The following is a 16,417-nucleotide window of genomic DNA, read 5'->3' as shown; positions in this document are numbered from 1 at the left end:
ACATCGAGGAGGAAAGCCCGTGCCCACAACACCCGTCAAATCCGACATCGAGATCGCCCGCGCGGCCGACAAGAAGTCGATCTGGGAAATCGGCAAGACGCTCGACATTCCCGGCGAGGCCCTGCTGCCGTTCGGCAACGACAAGGCCAAGATCTCCGCCGACTTCATCAAGGAATTAGAGGGCCGGCCGGACGGCAAGCTGATCCTCGTCACCGCGATCAACCCGACGCCGGCCGGCGAGGGCAAGACGACGACCACGGTCGGCCTCGGCGACGGCCTCAACCGGATCGGCCGCAAGGCGATGATCTGCCTGCGCGAGCCCTCGCTCGGCCCCTGCTTCGGCATGAAGGGGGGCGCTGCCGGCGGCGGTTATGCCCAGGTCGTCCCCATGGAAGACATCAACCTCCACTTCACCGGCGATTTCCACGCCATCACCTCGGCTCACAATCTGCTGTCGGCGATGATCGACAATCACATGTACTGGGGCAACGAGCTCGACATCGACCAGCGCCGCATCACCTGGCGCCGGGTCATGGACATGAACGACCGGGCGCTCCGCGAAGTCGTTGCCGCGCTCGGCGGCGTTGCCAACGGCTTTCCGCGCCAGGGCGGCTTCGACATCACGGTCGCCTCGGAGATCATGGCCATCCTCTGCCTGTCGAACGACCTGAAGGACCTGCAGAAGCGCCTCGGCGACATCGTCATCGGCTACCGCCGCGACCGCACGCCGGTCACCTGCCGCGAGATCAAGGCCGACGGCGCCATGACCGTGCTGCTGCGCGATGCCATGCAGCCGAACCTGGTGCAGACGCTGGAGAACAACCCGGCCTTCATCCATGGCGGCCCGTTCGCCAACATCGCCCATGGCTGCAACTCCGTCGTCGCCACCAGGACGGCCCTGAAGCTCGTCGACTACGTCGTCACAGAAGCCGGCTTCGGCGCCGACCTCGGGGCGGAGAAATTCTTCGACATCAAGTGCCGCAAGGCGGGCCTGCACCCCGACGCGGCCGTCATCGTCGCCACCATCCGCGCCCTGAAGATGAATGGCGCCGCCGCCCGCGAGGACCTCGCCACGGAGAACGTCGCCGCCGTCACCGAGGGCTGCCTCAATCTCGGCCGCCACATCGCCAATGTGAAGCAGTTCGGCGTGCCGGTGATCGTCGCCATCAACCACTTCCTCACCGACACCGAAGCCGAAATCGCCGCGGTCAAGGAGTTCTGCGAAGAAGAAGGGACGGAGGCTGTGCTCTGCCGGCACTGGGCGGAGGGTTCGGCCGGCGTTACCGAGCTTGCCGAAAAGGTGGCCGAACTCGCCGACGAGGGCCATTCCCAGTTCGCCCCGCTCTACCGCGACGAGATGGGCCTCTTCCAGAAGATCGAAACCGTCGCCAAGCGCATCTACCGCGCCGACGAGGTGCTCGCCGACAAGACGATCCGCGACCAGTTGCACCAGTGGGAGGAAGCCGGCTACGGCCACCTGCCGGTGTGCATGGCCAAGACCCAGTATTCCTTCTCCACCGACCCGAACCTGCGCGGTGCGCCGACCGGCCATGGCGTGCCGATCCGCGAGGTGCGGCTCGCCGCCGGCGCCGGCTTCGTCGTCGTCATCTGCGGCGAGATCATGACCATGCCCGGCCTGCCGCGCCATCCGGCGGCCGAGACCATCGGCCTCAACGAGGACGGCGAGGTCGTCGGCCTGTTCTGATCGTCCGGGCGACCGAAAAGAAAACCGGGCGGGAAAGCCCCGCCCGGCACTGTGCGTGATCGGGACTTGAACTTGAGCCTCAGGCGGCGCGGACGCCCCTCAGGAACTGCTCCACCTCGGTCTTCAACTGCAGCGACTTGGCGTTGAGGTCGCCGGCGACGCCGGTGACCTGGGTCGCCGCCGCGCCGGTTTCGCCGGCCGCATGGGTCACTTCCACGATGTTGGAGGACACCTCCCGCGTGCCGATCGCGGCCTGTTCCACGTTGCGGGCGATCTCCTCCGTTGCCGCATTCTGCTGCTCCATCGCCGAGGCAATGCCGGTGGTGATCTGGTTCATCTCCTGGATGGTCGCCTCGATCTGCTGGATCGCGCCGACGGCCTCCTCGGTCTCCGTCTGGATGCTGAGGATCTGGGCGCGGATGTCGTCCGTCGCCTTGGAGGTCTGGTTGGCCAGCTCCTTGACCTCGGCAGCGACCACGGCAAAGCCCTTGCCGGTTTCGCCGGCCCGGGCCGCCTCGATGGTGGCGTTGAGCGCCAGGAGGTTGGTCTGTGCGGCGATTTCCGAGATCAGGCTGACCACCTCGCCGATCCGCTGTGCGGCCTCGGCGAGGTTCTGCACCTGGCCGTCGGTGTGGTCGGCCTGCTTCACCGCCCGTTCGGCAATCTGGGACGATTCGGCCACCTGGCGGACGATTTCCTGGATCGAGGAGGAGAGTTCCTCGGTCGCCGACGACACCGTCTGCACATTGGTCGAGGCCTCTTCCGCAGCGCTGGCGACGGTGGTCGCCCGCTGGTTGGTGCCGTTGGCGATTTCCGACATGGAGGCGGCCGTGTTCTCCATTTCCGTCGAGGCCGCGCTCAGCGATTGCAGGAGTTCGGAGACGTTGCGGTCGAAGTTCGAGGTCATCTCCTCGATCTCCTTCGCCCGTTTCTCGCGGACCTTCACCGCCTCCATCTCGCGGGCGGCCATCTCCTCGTTGCGAATCATGTTCTCCTTGAACACTTCCACGGCGCCGGCCATCGACCCGACCTCGTCCTTGCGCTCGAGGCCCGGAATGTCGACGGTCTTGTCGCCGTCGGCGAGCGTGCGCATGACATCGGTGATCGCGATGATCGGCCGGGAGATCCCGGTGCCGATGAGCCAGGCGGAAACAAGGCCGAGGACGACGCTGATCGCCCCGACGGCGGCGGTGATGTAGACCGCGTTTTCCATCATCCGGGTGGTTTCCGGGCCGATCGTGTCCTGCTCGGTCTCGATCGCCGTCTTCAGGTCTTCCATATCCGCAGCGATCTTCGGGCCGACCGTGTTGAGCGTGTCGCTCACGATCGCGTTGCGCGCCAGGGCGATTTCGTGCACCTCCCTGAAGCCCGTCTCGTAGCTCGTCTGAAGCGCCGCCACCTGCCGGACCTGCTCGCGCAGCGCCGGGGTCCGGAACTCGGACATCAGCCGGTCCGAAACGTCGCGTGCCGCGGCCGCGTCCCGCATCACGGCCTCGAACGAGGCCTGCCCGTTATCGTTCAGGAACTTCGCCACGTTGAGGCGCATCGACATCAGGTGCCGCTGCACCTCGTCGGTCAGGAACACGGCATCGGCGTTCTGGTCCGCCCTGACCTGCCGCGCGATTTCCGTCAGCCGCTCTTCGATCTTCGGCCCGACATCGTAGAGCGTGTTCCGGACCAGGTCCTCGCGCCGCTGCTGCAGCCGGACGGCCTCCTCGAAACCCTCCAGAAAGGCCTTCAGTTCGGTCTCGGCCCCCCTGATGATCGCGATCTTCGAAGCGCTCTTGACGAGATCGTCGAACGTATCGACGAGCCGGACCGTCTCCGCCGCCCGCTTGCGGGCGGTTGCGAGCCGTTCCGCGGACGGGTCTTCGAGATAGCGCAGCGCCCAGAGCTGGGTTTCCAGGAGGTTGTCCCGCACCGCGCCCGCATGGCTCGTCTGGTCGGTGATGTGCCGATAGCGCTGGAACCCGCCATTGCTCTGCAACAGGCTGAAACCGGCCGTGAGGCCGATCAGCACGAGAAAGGCAAGGACCACGGCAAATCCACCGAAAACCTTGGTTGAGATCTTGAAGTTCTTGAACACCGGCATCGCCCTGATTGAAAGCATGTCTTTGTCGTCGGCAAGTCGCAAAACTTCGTAATTTTTATTACTGCGTACTTTTGTTTTACGTGCCATCTGCTTGCAGACAACTTGTTCCGTTCTGGGGCGAAAACGTTAACGGCGTGTTAACCATAAACTAAAACGTGCAATTTTATCGTCGCCACGCATTTTTCGGGAAATCGCGGGGTCGCTGTTTCTACAGGACCGGGCGAAAAAAGGCGGATGGAAAGGCCCTCAATCCCGACCGCCGAAAAAGAAAACCGGGCGGGGAAACCCCGCCCGGCGTTTTGTTCGATCCGGCATTGACCTCGCCCCATGGAGCGACGGGAACAGCCGGGTTCTCCCTATTCGTCGTCCGTCCCGCGGCGAAGGTCCTCAATGCCCTTCACGTTGCGGAGCGTGCGTGAGCCTCAGGCGGCGCGGACGCCGGCGAGGAACTGCTCCACTTCCGACTTCAACTGCAGCGATTTGGCGTTGAGGTCGCCGGCAACGCCGGTGACCTGGGTCGCCGCCGCGCCGGTCTCGCCGGCCGCATGGGTGACCTGGACGATGTTGGAGGAGACCTCCTGGGTGCCGATCGCGGCCTGTTCCACGTTGCGGGCGATCTCGTCGGTCGCCGCGTTCTGTTCTTCCATCGCCGAGGCGATGCCGACCGTGATCTGGTTCATGTCCTTGATCGTCGAGCCGATCTGCTGGATCGCGGCGACCGCGTCCTGGGTCTCGGTCTGGATGCCGAGGATCTGGGCGCGGATGTCGTCCGTCGCCTTCGCCGTCTGGCTGGCCAGTTCCTTGACCTCGGCCGCGACCACCGCGAACCCCTTGCCGGTCTCGCCGGCCCGGGCCGCCTCGATGGTGGCGTTGAGGGCGAGGAGATTGGTCTGTTCCGCGATTTCCGAGATCAGGCTGACCACCTCGCCGATCCGCTGCGCGGCCTCGGCAAGGTTCTGCACCTGACCGTCGGTGTGGTCGGCCTGCTGCACCGCCTTTTCGGCGATCTGCGAGGACTGGGCCACCTGGCGGGCGATCTCCTGGATCGAGGAGGACAGCTCCTCGGTCGCCGACGACACCGTCTGCACGTTGGTCGAGGCTTCCTCCGCCGCGCTGGCGACGGTGGTTGCCCGCTGGTTGGTGCCGTTGGCGATTTCCGACATGGAGGACGCGGTGTTCTCCATCTCGTTGGCGGCCGCGCTCAGCGCCTGCAGCAGCTCCGAGACGTTGGAATCGAACCCCTTGGTCAAATCCTCTATCTTCTGGGCGCGCTGCTCGCGGGCCTTGCGTTCCTCCGCCTGGCTCGCGGCCAGTTCGTCGGCCTTGATCATGTTCTCCTTGAACACCTCCACGGCGCCGGCCATCGAGCCGACCTCGTCCTTGCGGTCGAGACCCGGGATGTCGACGGTCTTGTCGCCGCCGGCGAGCTTGCGCATGACATCGGTCATGGCGGCGATCGGGCGGGAGATGCCGACGCCGATGAACCAGGCGGCGAGGATGCCGAGGACGACGCCGACGAACGCCACGCCAGCGGCGACATAGACGGCGGTTTCCATTGCCTGGCTCGCCGCGGGACCGAGTACCGCCTGCTCCTTCTCGACCGAAGCCTGCAGACCTTCCATCTCCTTGGCGACCTTCGGACCGATGATGTTGAGCCGGTCCTGGACCAGCGCATTGCGCGCCAGGATCGCCGCATGCATGCCCTTGAAGGCCTCCTCATAGGCTGTATGCAGCTCTATGACCTCATTGGCGAGGCGGCGGCGCATCGGGTTCTGCAATTCACCCAGCAACGACTGGAGATTCTTCGTCGTCTCCGCCGATTCGGCAAGCGTGCGGTTGTAGGCCGTCTCGTCGTTCGACTCCATGAACTTCAACAGGTAAAGGCGCATCAGGAGCAGATTGCGCTGCACCGCGGCCGCATGGTAGGCGGCGCCGGCATCGTTGTCCTGATAGGCGCTCTGCATGATCTTGGTCAGGTTCCGCTCCATCTGCGGACCCTTGACGTTGAGCACGCTGGTCAAAAGCGCGTCGCGCGTCGCCTGCGCCTTGGTGACGTCCTCGAAAGCGGCCAGATAGGTCGTCATGTCGCCGACCGTACCGGCAATGACTTTCTTCCTTTCTTCGGAGGTCACCAGCGCATCGAACTGCTCGCTGAGTTCGAGCGTCGTGCCGGCACGGGCCTTGACCGTGGCGATGTTCTCCTCGGAGGGAGCCCGCAGGAAGTTCAGCACGGCAACACGGGTTTCCAGAAGGTTGGTCTGGACGTTGCCGGCTTGCAGGCTCTGCCTGGCGATGTCGCGATAGCGCTTGAAGCTGTCGTTGCCGTCCATGAGGTTGATGGCGCCGGTCAGGCTGATCAGGACGAGAAGGGCAAGGACGATGGCGAATCCGCCAAAGACCTTGGTGGAAATCTTGAGGTTCTTGAGCACCTTGTTATCTCGCTTGGGTTTGAGAGGTGGCCGATTGTTTATTTTGTTGGGTACCTGACTCAAAAACGGGTTTCCCAACCGCTTGGGATGGCATGTGCAGAATCCGGGCGTTCCTCCGCCTGCTAAAACTGCGTAGTTAGAATCTCCAGGAATGGATAATGAACCGTTAACTACGTATTTTATCGGCGACCCTGAAAACGGCCGTCAGGGATACGACGAACCGCCAGCCTCTTGAGCGAGCCCGCCGGAAGTGTTCCAATAAATAATTGAATTAATTGCGAAAAATATCTGAACTTGATGCCCGTCCCTGCCGGCGGCGGTTGTCTGCGGCAACGCCCGGCCGGATCGCCCCGCCCGCAAAAGCCCTGCGACAGCTCGACGCATTCACATATATGCATTGAATACATCCGCAAACGGCAATCCAAGACCGAATCACTCGACATATCTAGAACACTAGTGATATAGTTTCTTTTGAGAAGGGCCGCCGCGCCGCGGTCGCCGAATGACCCGTTTCCGGACCGCTCCATGCCCGCTGATTTTTCCGAAAAGAACGCCGCCGACGCCTTTGCGGCGCTCGGCAACCGCACCCGGCTCGGCCTCGTCCGCCTGCTGGTGCGCGCCGGCCCGGACGGCCTTGCCGTCGGCGAGATCCAGCAGCGCCTGAAGGTGCCCGCCTCGACGCTCGCCCACCATCTGGCGACACTGTCGCGCGCCGGCCTGGTCGCCCAGCAAAAGGCGGGGCGCGAGGTCCGAACCACGGCAAATTTCGATCGGCTTCGCGGCCTCGGCGACTTCCTGTTCGAGGCCTGCTGCCGCGGCGTCGATGTCACCGAGGCGAAAGCCGACGACGTCGCCTGACGGCGAAAACACCTCATCCTTCCTCCGCCCCAAGCGGAGCCCGAGCGGAGACGGAAAATGTCCGACGGCCTGGAAATCCTTCACCGCCCGCGCGGCTGGTTCGCCCGCGCCTCGCGCATCGCCGATATCCGGCGCATCGACAGGGTCTGGCTGCTGCTGGCGGCGGCGCTCGCGCTCCTCGCCCTCATCGACACCGACCAGGCCGCCCGCTCCGTCGCCTTCACGGCCGATGCCCTTCTCGGCGTCGCCGTCTTTCTGCTTCTGTCCATCGGCGTTGCCGCCTACGCCAAGGCCTCCGGCGCCGACAGCCTGATCGCCCGCGCCTTTTCCGGCCGGCCCGCAGGAATGATCCTTGCTGCCGCGCTGATGGGTGCGCTCTCGCCGTTCTGCTCCTGCGGCGTCATCCCCCTGATCGCCGCGCTTCTGGCCATGGGCGTGCCGCTGCCGGCGGTGATGGCGTTCTGGCTCGCCTCGCCGATCATGGACCCGTCGATGTTCGTCCTGACCGTCGGCACCCTCGGCACCGGCTTTGCCGTCTACAAGACCTTTGCCGCCGTCGCCATCGGCCTTCTCGGCGGTTTCGGCACCTGGGCGCTCCAGTCGGCCGGGGCATTGCAGACCCCTTTGCGCGACGGCGTCGGCAATGGCGGCTGCGGCGCGAGTGCCGTGCGCGCACCGAAGGCAGTCGTCTGGCGCTTCTGGGAGGAGAAGGAGCGGCGCAAAAAATTCCGCGCCAATGCCCTCTTCAATCTTAACTTCCTCGGCAAATGGCTGACGCTCGCCTTCTTCCTGGAAAGCCTGATGGTCGCCCATGTCCCGGCCGACCTGGTCGTCGGCCTCGTCGGCGGCGACAGCGTCCTGCCGGTCGTCATCGCCACCCTCGTCGGCGTGCCGGCCTATCTCAACGGTTATGCCGCCCTGCCGCTGGTCGGCGGCCTCCTCGACCAGGGCATGGCGCCGGGCGCCGGCATGGCCTTCCTGCTCGCCGGCGGCGTCACCTCGATCCCGGCAGCGATCGCCGTCTACGCGCTCGCCCGCCCGCCGGTATTCGCCGCCTATCTCGGCTTTGCCCTTGTCGGCTCGCTCTTGCTCGGACTTCTCTTCAACGCCCTTGCCTGACCGGCGAGCCAACCGCTATCGCGTCACGCGGCGCGCACGCTCCTCAGGAAGGTCTCGACCTCGGCGCGCAACTGATCCGACTTGGAGCCGAGGTCGCCGGCAACGCCGGTGACCTGCGTTGCCGCCGCCCCGGTCTGCCCGGCCGAGCGGGTCACTTCCAGGATGTTCGAGGAGACTTCGCGGGTGCCGATCGCGGCCTGCTCCACATTGCGGGCGATTTCGTTCGTCGCCGCGTTCTGCTCCTCCACGGCCGAGGAAATCCCGAGCGCGATCTCGTTCATGTCCTTGATCGTCGCGCCGATCTGCTGGATGGCGGCGACCGCCTCCTCGGTTTCGAGCTGGATGTCGCTGATCTGCTTGCGGATGTCGTCCGTCGCCTTCGCCGTCTGGCCGGCAAGCGTCTTGACCTCCGCAGCGACCACGGCAAAGCCCTTGCCGGTCTCGCCGGCGCGCGCCGCTTCGATCGTCGCGTTCAGGGCCAACAGGTTGGTCTGCTCGGCGATCTCCGAAATCAGCGCGATGACCTCGCCGATATGCTGCGAGGCCGAGGCCAGGCGCTGCACTTGCGCATCCGTGGTGTCGGCCTGCGAAACGGCCTTGTCGGCGATCTGCGACGACTGCGTCACCTGGCGCGATATTTCGTGGATGGAGCTTGAGAGTTCCTCGGTCGCCGCCGACACGGTCTGAACGTTGGTCGAGGCCTCCTCCGCCGCGCTGGCGACGCTCGTCGCGCGATCGTTGGTGGTGTGGGCGATCTCGGACATCGAGGTGGCCGTGCTTTTCATCTCCTCCGAAGCGTTCGCAAGGCTGCCGAGGAGGTCGGAAACCGCGGCATCGAAAGCCTGGGTCACCTCCTCGATGCGCCGGGCGCGCGCCTCGCGGGCGGCAAGCTCGGCGGCCTCGCGGGCCGCCATCTCGTCGGCCTTGATCATGTTCTCCCGGAACACTTCGACCGCGCCCGCCATCGACCCGACCTCGTCCTTGCGGTCGAGGCCCGGAATGTCGAGCTCCTTGTCGCCATTGGCAAGCCGGCCCATGGCCGACGTCATCGCCCGGATCGGCCGGGCGATGCCGGTGCCGATCACCCAGGCGGCCACGAGGCCGAGCAGGATGCTGACCACCGCGACCGCGACCGTGATCATGACCGCGCGGTCCATCGCCATGCTCGCCTCGGGTCCGAGCGTGTCCTGCTCGGTCTTGATCGCGAGCTTGAGGTCTTCCATGGAGCCGGCGATCGCCGGGCCGATGACGTCGAGACGGTTCTTGATGATGTCGTTGCGCGCGCCGATCGTGTCATGAACCTTGCGGAAGGCGGCCTCGTAGGTGGCGTGCAGCGCGCCGACCTCTTCGGCGAGCTGGCGCCGCCCCGGATTCTGCAGTTCGGCCAGCATCGCCTCGCGGTGCTTCGCCATCTCCGCCGATTCCTGCAGCACCCGGGCAAATGCTTCCTCGCTGTTCTCCAGCAGGAACTTGACCACATAGAGCCGCATCAACAAGAGACTGCGCTGCACCGTTCCCGCCTGGTAGGCGGCCATGACGTCCTTGTCGTCAAAGGCGCTTTGCATGATCTCGGTGAGCTTGCGCTCCATCTGCGGGCCGACTTCGTCGAGCGTGTTGACCACCAGATCCGAACGCTCCGCCTGTAGCCGCACGACCTCTTCGAAGTTGCTGCCGTACGTCGTCAGCTTGTCGCGAACGTCGCCGACGACCTGCTTTTTTTCCGCGCTGTTGACGAGGGTGCCGAGGGTGTCGTTGAACGCGCGCGTCTTGCCGGCGCGGTCGTTGAACGCGGCAACGCTGTCGGGCGACGGCGCAATGATGAAATTCTTCACCGCCAGCCGCGCCGTCAGAAGGTTTGCCTGCACCCGGCCGGCCTGGTTGGTCTGCAGCGCGATGGCCCGGTAGCGCTTGAAGCTGTCGTTGCCCGATTCCAGGTTGAGCGCGCCGGTCGCGCCGATGACGACGAGCAGGACAAGGACGATGGCGAAACCGCCGAAGACCTTGGTGGAGATCGCGAAATTCTTCATCTTGAAGTGTCCCACATGCACGCCCTGAAGGGCGGCGTTGCGTTGTTGCGCGAAGGCCGGCTTGCAGGCCCCTGTCGCAAGAACAGCCGGCGCGACCGTAAGCAGGCTTGCACGCCCAAGATATACTCAATAGTATATCTGTGATTCCATACAAAGATCGTCGCCAATAACTAATAACAAGATGTTAAGTACATTCCTTGGCGCATATGAATACATTGGATTACTGAATCCGGGCGGCCGGCGGCGTCGGACTGCCACATCGTCCGGCATCCCGAGCCAGTGGCCAGCGGCGACGCGCCGCAGGCCCGAAAGGGCCGAAAACCCGCTGAATGCATGTCGCAATTAGAAAGGCCGATGTCTGCAACCGGATCGATCTGGACGTCGCCTGCGGTTAATGTCATGACCGACAGGGGCCGGAGACCGCCGGTGCCTTCCAGCATGAGCAGGGGTCGGCGCGATGGGCAACTATTCGCTGTTTTCGATTGTCCGCGAGGGGCTTCGCGGCAACACGGGCTGGACGCCGGCCTGGCGGGACCCCGACCCCAAGCCATCCTATGACGCGGTGATCATCGGCGGCGGCGGCCATGGCCTCGCCACCGCCTACTATCTCGCCAAGATCCACGGCATGAAGAACATCGCCGTCGTCGAGAAGGGCTGGATCGGCGGCGGCAATTCCGGCCGCAACACCACCATCATCCGTTCCAACTACCTCTACGACGCGTCCGCCGCGATCTACGAGCACGCCCTGAAGCTCTGGGAGGGCCTGTCCCAGGAGCTCAACTACAACATCATGATGAGCCACCGCGGCGTCCTCAACCTCGCCCATGACGACAACGAGGCGCGTCAACTCAAGCGCCGGGTCGAGGCCAACCGGCTGAACGGCGTCGATGCGGAATATCTCGGTCCCAAAGAGATCAAGGAATTCTGCCCGATCCTCAACACCTCGCCGGACATCCGCTATCCGGTGATCGGCGCCACCCTGCAGCGGCGCGGCGGCACCAACCGCCACGACGCCGTCTGCTGGGGCTATGCCCGCGCCGCCGATGCCCTCGGCGTCGACATCATCCAGAACTGCGAGGTGACGGAAATCCTCACCGAGCGCGGCCAGGTCACCGGCCTCCGCACCTCGCGCGGCGACATCAGGACGGAAAAGGTGGCGAGCGTCACTGCCGGCCACACCAGCGTCATCGCCGGCATGGTCGGCGTCCGCCTGCCGATCGAAAGCCATCCGCTGCAGGCGCTGGTGTCGGAGCCGTTGAAGCCGGTCAATCCGTGCGTCGTCATGTCGAACGCGGTGCACGTCTACTGCTCCCAGTCCGACAAGGGCGAACTGGTCATCGGCGCCGGCATCGACGGCCACACCTCCTACACCCAGCGCGGCTCGCTCGACATCATCGAGCACCAGATGGCCGCGATCGTCGAGCTGTTCCCGATCTTTTCCAGGCTCAGGATGATGCGCCAGTGGGGCGGCATCGTCGACGTCTGCCCGGACGCCAGCCCGATCATCTCCAAGACCGAAATCGGCGGCTTCTACGTCAATGGCGGCTGGGGCACCGGCGGCTGGAAGGCGACCCCCGGTTCCGGCCACGCCTTTGCCGACCTCGTCGCCAACGACGCCCCCAACGCGATTGCCGCGCCCTTCACCCTGGAGCGCTTCGTCACCGGCGACCTCGTCGCCGAACACGGCGCCGCCGCCGTCGCCCATTGACCCTGTCTTAAGGCATCCGCCATGTTTGTCATCACCTGTCCCTATTGCGGCGAGCGCGACCAGAGCGAATTCGCCCATGCCGGCGAAGCCCACATCTCGCGCCCGAGGGAAAGCGAGACCATGACCGACGCGGAATGGGCCGAGTTCCTGTTCATGCGCGACAACACCAAGGGCATCCACGCCGAGCGCTGGATCCACGCCGCCGGCTGCCGCCGCTTCTTCAATGCGCTGCGCAACACCGCCACCGACCGTTTCCTCGCCTTCTATCGGATCGGCGAAAAGCCGCCCGAGATCGACGACGTGGTGCCGGCGACCCCCTGCGGCGAGGCCGTCGGTTCCGGCAACGACGCGGTCAAGGTCGAGCGCCCGCCGGAGGCCGGACGATGACCAGCCAACCCTTCCGTCTTAACGAAGGCGGGTCGATCGACCGCAGCCGCGAGATCTCGTTCTCCTTCGACGGCAAGAGCTATGCCGGCCATCCGGGCGACACCCTCGCCTCGGCGCTGATCGCCAACGGCGTCCACATGGTCGCCCGCTCGTTCAAGTACCACCGCCCGCGCGGCATCGTCGGCGCCGGCGCGGAGGACCCGGCCGGCCTCGTCCAGATCGGCTCCGGCGCCACGGCCGACCCCAACACCCGCGCCACCGAGCAGGAACTCTGGGACGGCCTTCAGGCCCACGCCCAGAACTGCTGGCCGTCCCTGAAGCACGACCTCTACGCCGCCAACGACATCGTCTCGCGGTTCTATTCGGCCGGCTTCTACTACAAGACCTTCATGGGCCCTCCGGGCAACTGGATGACCTTCGAGCCGATCGTCCGCTTTGCCGCCGGCATCGGCAAGACGCCGGACGGACCGGACCCGGACGCCTATGAGACGATCAACCGGCACTGCGACGTGCTGATCGTCGGTGCCGGCCCTGCCGGCCTGATGGCGGCGCTGAGCGCGGCGCGGAGCGGCGCCCGCGTCATCCTTGCCGAGGAAACCGCAGAGGCCGGCGGCCAGCTCCTCTCCCTGCCTGAATCCGGTGACGGCGCGATCACCATCGACGACAAGACCCCGCGCGACTGGATCGCCGGCGCCCTTGCCGAACTGGCATCGAACGACCGCGTCACGGTGCTGCCCCGGACCTCGGCCATCGGCTACTACGCCGACAATTTCGTCGCCCTGTGGGAGAAGGTCTCCGACCACCTGGCGCCGAAGGACCGCAATCCGCTGCTGCCGCGCCAGCGGCTCTGGCGCATACGCGCCAAGGAAGTGGTGCTCGCCACCGGCGCCGTGGAGCGCTCCCTCGTCTTTCACGAAAACGACCGCCCCGGCATCATGCTGGCGAGCGCGGCGCGCACCTATCTGCACCGCTACGGGGCGCTGGGCGGCCACTGCGCGGCCGTCATCGCCAACAACGATGCGGCCTGGCAGACGGCCTTCGATTTGCAGGCCGCCGGCGCCACCATCTCCGTCATTTCCGACAGCCGCCACCAGCCCGACGATGCCCTTGTCAACAAGGCGGCCGAGCGGGACATCCCGGTCCGCCTTGCCCACCAGGTCGCCAGCACCGGCGGCCGCCACCGGGTCAAGGAAATCACCATCGAGAGCGAGACCGGCAACATCGAGGGCTTCGATGCCGACCTCGTTGCCATATCCGGCGGCTGGATGCCGAATGTCGCCCTGTTCTCCCAGTCCCGCGGCCAGCTTCGCTACGACGACGACCTTGCCGCGTTCCGGCCCGGCTGGCACTGGCAGCGTACCCATGTCTGTGGCAGCGCCGACGGCGCGATGACCATGGCCGAGTGCTTTTCGGGCGGCGCCCGCGTCGGCGCCTGGGCGGCCGAGGCCGCCGGCTGCACCGCCAACGCGGCGCCCGTGCCGGAGCTCGCCAATGTCGGTCCCGAGCCGACCGGCATCTCGCCGATCTGGCAGATGGTCACCACCGAGGGCGGCAAGAAGGCCTTCGTCGACCTGCAGGACGACGTCAAGGCGAGCGACCTGGAACTGGCCGTGCGCGAGGGCTATCGCTCGGTGGAGCACGCCAAGCGCTACACCACCGTCGGCATGGGCAACGACCAGGGCAAGATCTCCAACCTCAACGCCTTCGGCATCATTTCCGGCGCGCAAGGCAAGTCCCTGCCGGAACTCGGCACCACCACCTTCCGCCAGCCCTGGAAGCCGGTCACCTTCGGCGCGATCGCCGGCCAGTTCGTCGGCGCCGACTTCGAGCCGCGCCGGACGACCCCGATGCACGACTGGCACGTGCGCGCGGAAGCCATCTTCGAGCCGGTCGGCGACTGGCTGCGCGCCAGAGCCTATCCGCGCCCCGGCGAGACCTTCGAGGACGCCGTCCAGCGCGAGGTGAAGGCCGCCCGCACCGACGTCGCCGTGCTCGATGCATCGACGCTGGGCAAGATCGACATAAGAGGCAAGGACGCCCGCACTTTCCTCAACCGCATCTACACCAACGCCTGGTCGAAGCTCGCCCCCGGCCGCTGCCGCTACGGCCTGATGCTCGGCGAGGACGCCATGGTCTTCGACGACGGCGTCACCTCCTGCATCGCCGACGACCACTTCCACATGACGACGACGACCGGCGGCGCCGCGCGCGTGCTGACCTGGCTGGAGGACTACCTGCAGACCGAATGGCCGGACCTCGACGTCTTTCTGACCACCGTCACCGAGGAGACCGCCGTCGTCTCCCTGTCGGGCCCGAAGAGCTACGACGTCGTCAAGGCGATCTGCGACGATGCCGGGGACCTCGCCCCCGACGACTTCCCGTTCATGAGCTGGAAGGATGCCGCGATCGACGGCGTTGCCTGCCGCGTCTTCCGCATCTCCTTCACCGGCGAGCTCTCCTACGAGATCAACGTGCCCGCCAGCTACGGCCTGTGGCTGTGGGAAAAGGTGATGGAGGCCGGCGCGCCCTTCGGCATCACGCCCTACGGCACCGAAGGCATGCACCTGCTTCGCGCCGAAAAGGGCTTCATCATCGTCGGCCAGGACACCGACGGCACCATCACCCCGTTCGATCTGCGCATGGACTGGATCGTCAGCCAGAAGAAGGGCGACTTCGTCGGCAAGCGCTCGCTCTATCGCTCCGACACGGTGCGCACGAACCGCAAGCAACTCGTCGGCCTCCTCACCGAGGATCCCGCGACGGTGCTGATGGAAGGCGCCCAGATCATCGCGACCCCGGACGAGCCGGCCCCGCCCGTACCGATGCTCGGCTATGTGACATCGAGCTATTTCAGCCCCAATCTCGGCCGCTCCATCGCCATGGCGCTCGTGGAGTCCGGCGGCGCCCGCATCGGCGAGACGGTCTACATCTCGCGAAAAGGGGCAAAGCCGCTGGCCGCCACCGTCACCGAAACCGATTTCCTCGCCCATTTCGCGGAGAAGGCCGATGGCTGACGATCGCCGCCGCTCGCCCCTCGCCCACCGCCGCCCGCTTGAAGCCGACGGCGGCGCCTTCGGCCTTGCCGAACGACCCTTGCTGGCAAAGCTCATCCTGCGCGCCGATGCCGAAACGGGTGGTGCCGCCGTGGAAAAAGCCCTCGGCGTAAGCCTTCCGGGCGCTTCGAAGATTGCCGCCTCCGGCGACGTCTCCCTGCTCTGGCTCGGCCCGGACGAGTGGATGGTCGTCGGCGCGCCAGAGGCCGAGGGCGACCTTGCCGGCCGACTGGAAGAGGCGCTTTCCGGCATGCCGCACCAGGTCGTTCGCGTCAGCGACTACTACACGACCATCGCCATCTCCGGCACCGGCGCGCGGGCAGCGCTGGCAAAACTCACCACCCTCGACCTCGACCCGGTCGCCTTCAAGGCGGGCGAGGTGCGCGGCTCCAACTTCGCCAAGGCCGTCGCCGTGCTGGCTTTGCCCGAGAGTGACGAGGAGGTCTTCGACCTCCACATCCGCGCCACCATGGCCGACTATCTCTGGTGTCTCCTCACCCGCTCCGGCCGCGAATTCGGCATCGCCCAGGATGTCCCCCGCAGCGGCGAGCGTCTGGTGGTGTGAAGCGACGGCGCGGTCTCGCCACCCCGGCTCGGCAGTTTGGCGCTGTCCGGCCGCATTCTCGCCCGGTCGCCCCTGGCCACAGGCAAGGAGTCGCCATCCAGTCGGCACGGCCGAACTGGATTGCTTCGCTGCGCTCGCAATGACGTTTTCCTCAATAGTTTCAGCGTCATTGCGAGGAGGCCGATAGGCCGACGCGGCAATCCATAGGGCGTTGGCAACAAGCTCCGCATTCGTTTGAACCCGCTCCCGCTGGTCAAAACACTCCGTCGTCACCCCGGCCCCCGAGCCGGGGCCTATTGCCCCCATCCACCCGGTATGCCCTGGGTGAGGAGCCATGGACAATCGCGACGAGTCAGACAGGAGCCGCGACGGCATACCGTGCCGACATGGGCAATGGGTCCCGGCTCTCCGCTTCGCTCCGGCCGGGATGACGGGAGAGGGTGAGACGAAACCAACCGAGCCCGGTGGGCTCGC

At 65.9% G+C, this 16,417-nt stretch carries 10 protein-coding genes; 7 read left to right on the top strand and 3 right to left on the bottom strand.

What is annotated here, in order from left to right; genetic code table 11:
* Positions 1-19: 19 nt before the first annotated feature.
* Positions 20-1,705 (top strand): formate--tetrahydrofolate ligase, encoded by a 1,686-nt coding sequence (locus CH339_RS06125; RefSeq protein ID WP_245408102.1) that lies wholly within the window; start codon positions 20-22, stop codon positions 1,703-1,705.
* 79 nt (positions 1,706-1,784) lie between these two features.
* Here the strand turns inward: CH339_RS06125 and CH339_RS06120 are convergent, their stop codons facing one another.
* Both CH339_RS06120 and CH339_RS06115 read right to left on the bottom strand, forming a co-directional pair.
* A complete protein-coding gene (locus CH339_RS06120; RefSeq protein ID WP_170138422.1) occupies positions 1,785-3,815 on the bottom strand; it encodes a HAMP domain-containing methyl-accepting chemotaxis protein in 2,031 nt (676 codons plus the stop codon).
* 404 nt (positions 3,816-4,219) lie between these two features.
* On the bottom strand, positions 4,220-6,226 hold the full coding sequence (locus CH339_RS06115) for a HAMP domain-containing methyl-accepting chemotaxis protein (RefSeq protein WP_146610121.1): 2,007 nt from the start codon (positions 6,224-6,226) through the stop codon (positions 4,220-4,222).
* 525 nt (positions 6,227-6,751) lie between these two features.
* Here CH339_RS06115 and CH339_RS06110 point away from each other — a divergent pair.
* Positions 6,752-7,084: an ArsR/SmtB family transcription factor gene (locus CH339_RS06110; RefSeq protein WP_111433455.1), complete on the top strand. Its 333-nt coding sequence runs from the start codon at positions 6,752-6,754 to the stop codon at positions 7,082-7,084.
* A 57-nt stretch (positions 7,085-7,141) separates the two neighbouring features.
* The gene (locus tag CH339_RS06105; RefSeq protein WP_111433454.1) at positions 7,142-8,203 is read left to right on the top strand and encodes a permease; all 1,062 of its coding nucleotides are present in this window, start codon (positions 7,142-7,144) and stop codon (positions 8,201-8,203) included.
* A 23-nt stretch (positions 8,204-8,226) separates the two neighbouring features.
* Here CH339_RS06105 and CH339_RS06100 read toward each other — a convergent pair whose 3' ends face one another.
* A complete protein-coding gene (locus CH339_RS06100; protein WP_111433453.1) occupies positions 8,227-10,230 on the bottom strand; it encodes a HAMP domain-containing methyl-accepting chemotaxis protein in 2,004 nt (667 codons plus the stop codon).
* 457 nt (positions 10,231-10,687) lie between these two features.
* Between CH339_RS06100 and CH339_RS06095 the strand changes: the two genes are divergently transcribed.
* From CH339_RS06095 to CH339_RS06080, 4 genes are read left to right on the top strand one after another with little or no spacing between them, the layout of a single operon-like run.
* Positions 10,688-11,938, top strand: coding sequence for a sarcosine oxidase subunit beta family protein (locus CH339_RS06095; protein WP_111433452.1), 1,251 nt, complete (start codon positions 10,688-10,690; stop codon positions 11,936-11,938).
* Positions 11,939-11,959: 21 nt separating this feature from the next.
* On the top strand, positions 11,960-12,325 hold the full coding sequence (locus CH339_RS06090) for a sarcosine oxidase subunit delta (protein ID WP_111433451.1): 366 nt from the start codon (positions 11,960-11,962) through the stop codon (positions 12,323-12,325).
* On the top strand, positions 12,322-15,339 hold the full coding sequence (locus CH339_RS06085; RefSeq protein WP_111433450.1) for a sarcosine oxidase subunit alpha family protein: 3,018 nt from the start codon (positions 12,322-12,324) through the stop codon (positions 15,337-15,339). The genes CH339_RS06090 and CH339_RS06085 overlap by 4 nt, the downstream gene beginning before the upstream one ends.
* Entirely contained in the window at positions 15,332-15,943 is a 612-nt protein-coding gene (locus tag CH339_RS06080; RefSeq protein WP_111433449.1) for a sarcosine oxidase subunit gamma, read from the top strand. The genes CH339_RS06085 and CH339_RS06080 overlap by 8 nt, the downstream gene beginning before the upstream one ends.
* Positions 15,944-16,417 lie beyond the last annotated feature (474 nt).

This window comes from Rhodobium orientis, from assembly GCF_003258835.1.
Classification (GTDB): domain Bacteria; phylum Pseudomonadota; class Alphaproteobacteria; order Rhizobiales; family Rhodobiaceae; genus Rhodobium; species Rhodobium orientis.
This window is presented reverse-complemented; position numbering and strand designations above follow the sequence as displayed.

Bases quoted from the DNA above. Each gene is read 5' to 3' on its own strand.
- CH339_RS06120 (WP_170138422.1), bottom strand. From the start codon at position 3,815: ATGCTTTCAATCAGGGCGATGCCGGTGTTCAAGAACTTCAAGATCTCA.
- CH339_RS06110 (WP_111433455.1), top strand. From the start codon at position 6,752: ATGCCCGCTGATTTTTCCGAAAAGAACGCCGCCGACGCCTTTGCGGCG.
- CH339_RS06105 (WP_111433454.1), top strand. From the start codon at position 7,142: ATGTCCGACGGCCTGGAAATCCTTCACCGCCCGCGCGGCTGGTTCGCC.
- CH339_RS06100 (WP_111433453.1), bottom strand. From the start codon at position 10,230: ATGAAGAATTTCGCGATCTCCACCAAGGTCTTCGGCGGTTTCGCCATC.
- CH339_RS06095 (WP_111433452.1), top strand. From the start codon at position 10,688: ATGGGCAACTATTCGCTGTTTTCGATTGTCCGCGAGGGGCTTCGCGGC.
- CH339_RS06090 (WP_111433451.1), top strand. From the start codon at position 11,960: ATGTTTGTCATCACCTGTCCCTATTGCGGCGAGCGCGACCAGAGCGAA.
- CH339_RS06085 (WP_111433450.1), top strand. From the start codon at position 12,322: ATGACCAGCCAACCCTTCCGTCTTAACGAAGGCGGGTCGATCGACCGC.
- CH339_RS06080 (WP_111433449.1), top strand. From the start codon at position 15,332: ATGGCTGACGATCGCCGCCGCTCGCCCCTCGCCCACCGCCGCCCGCTT.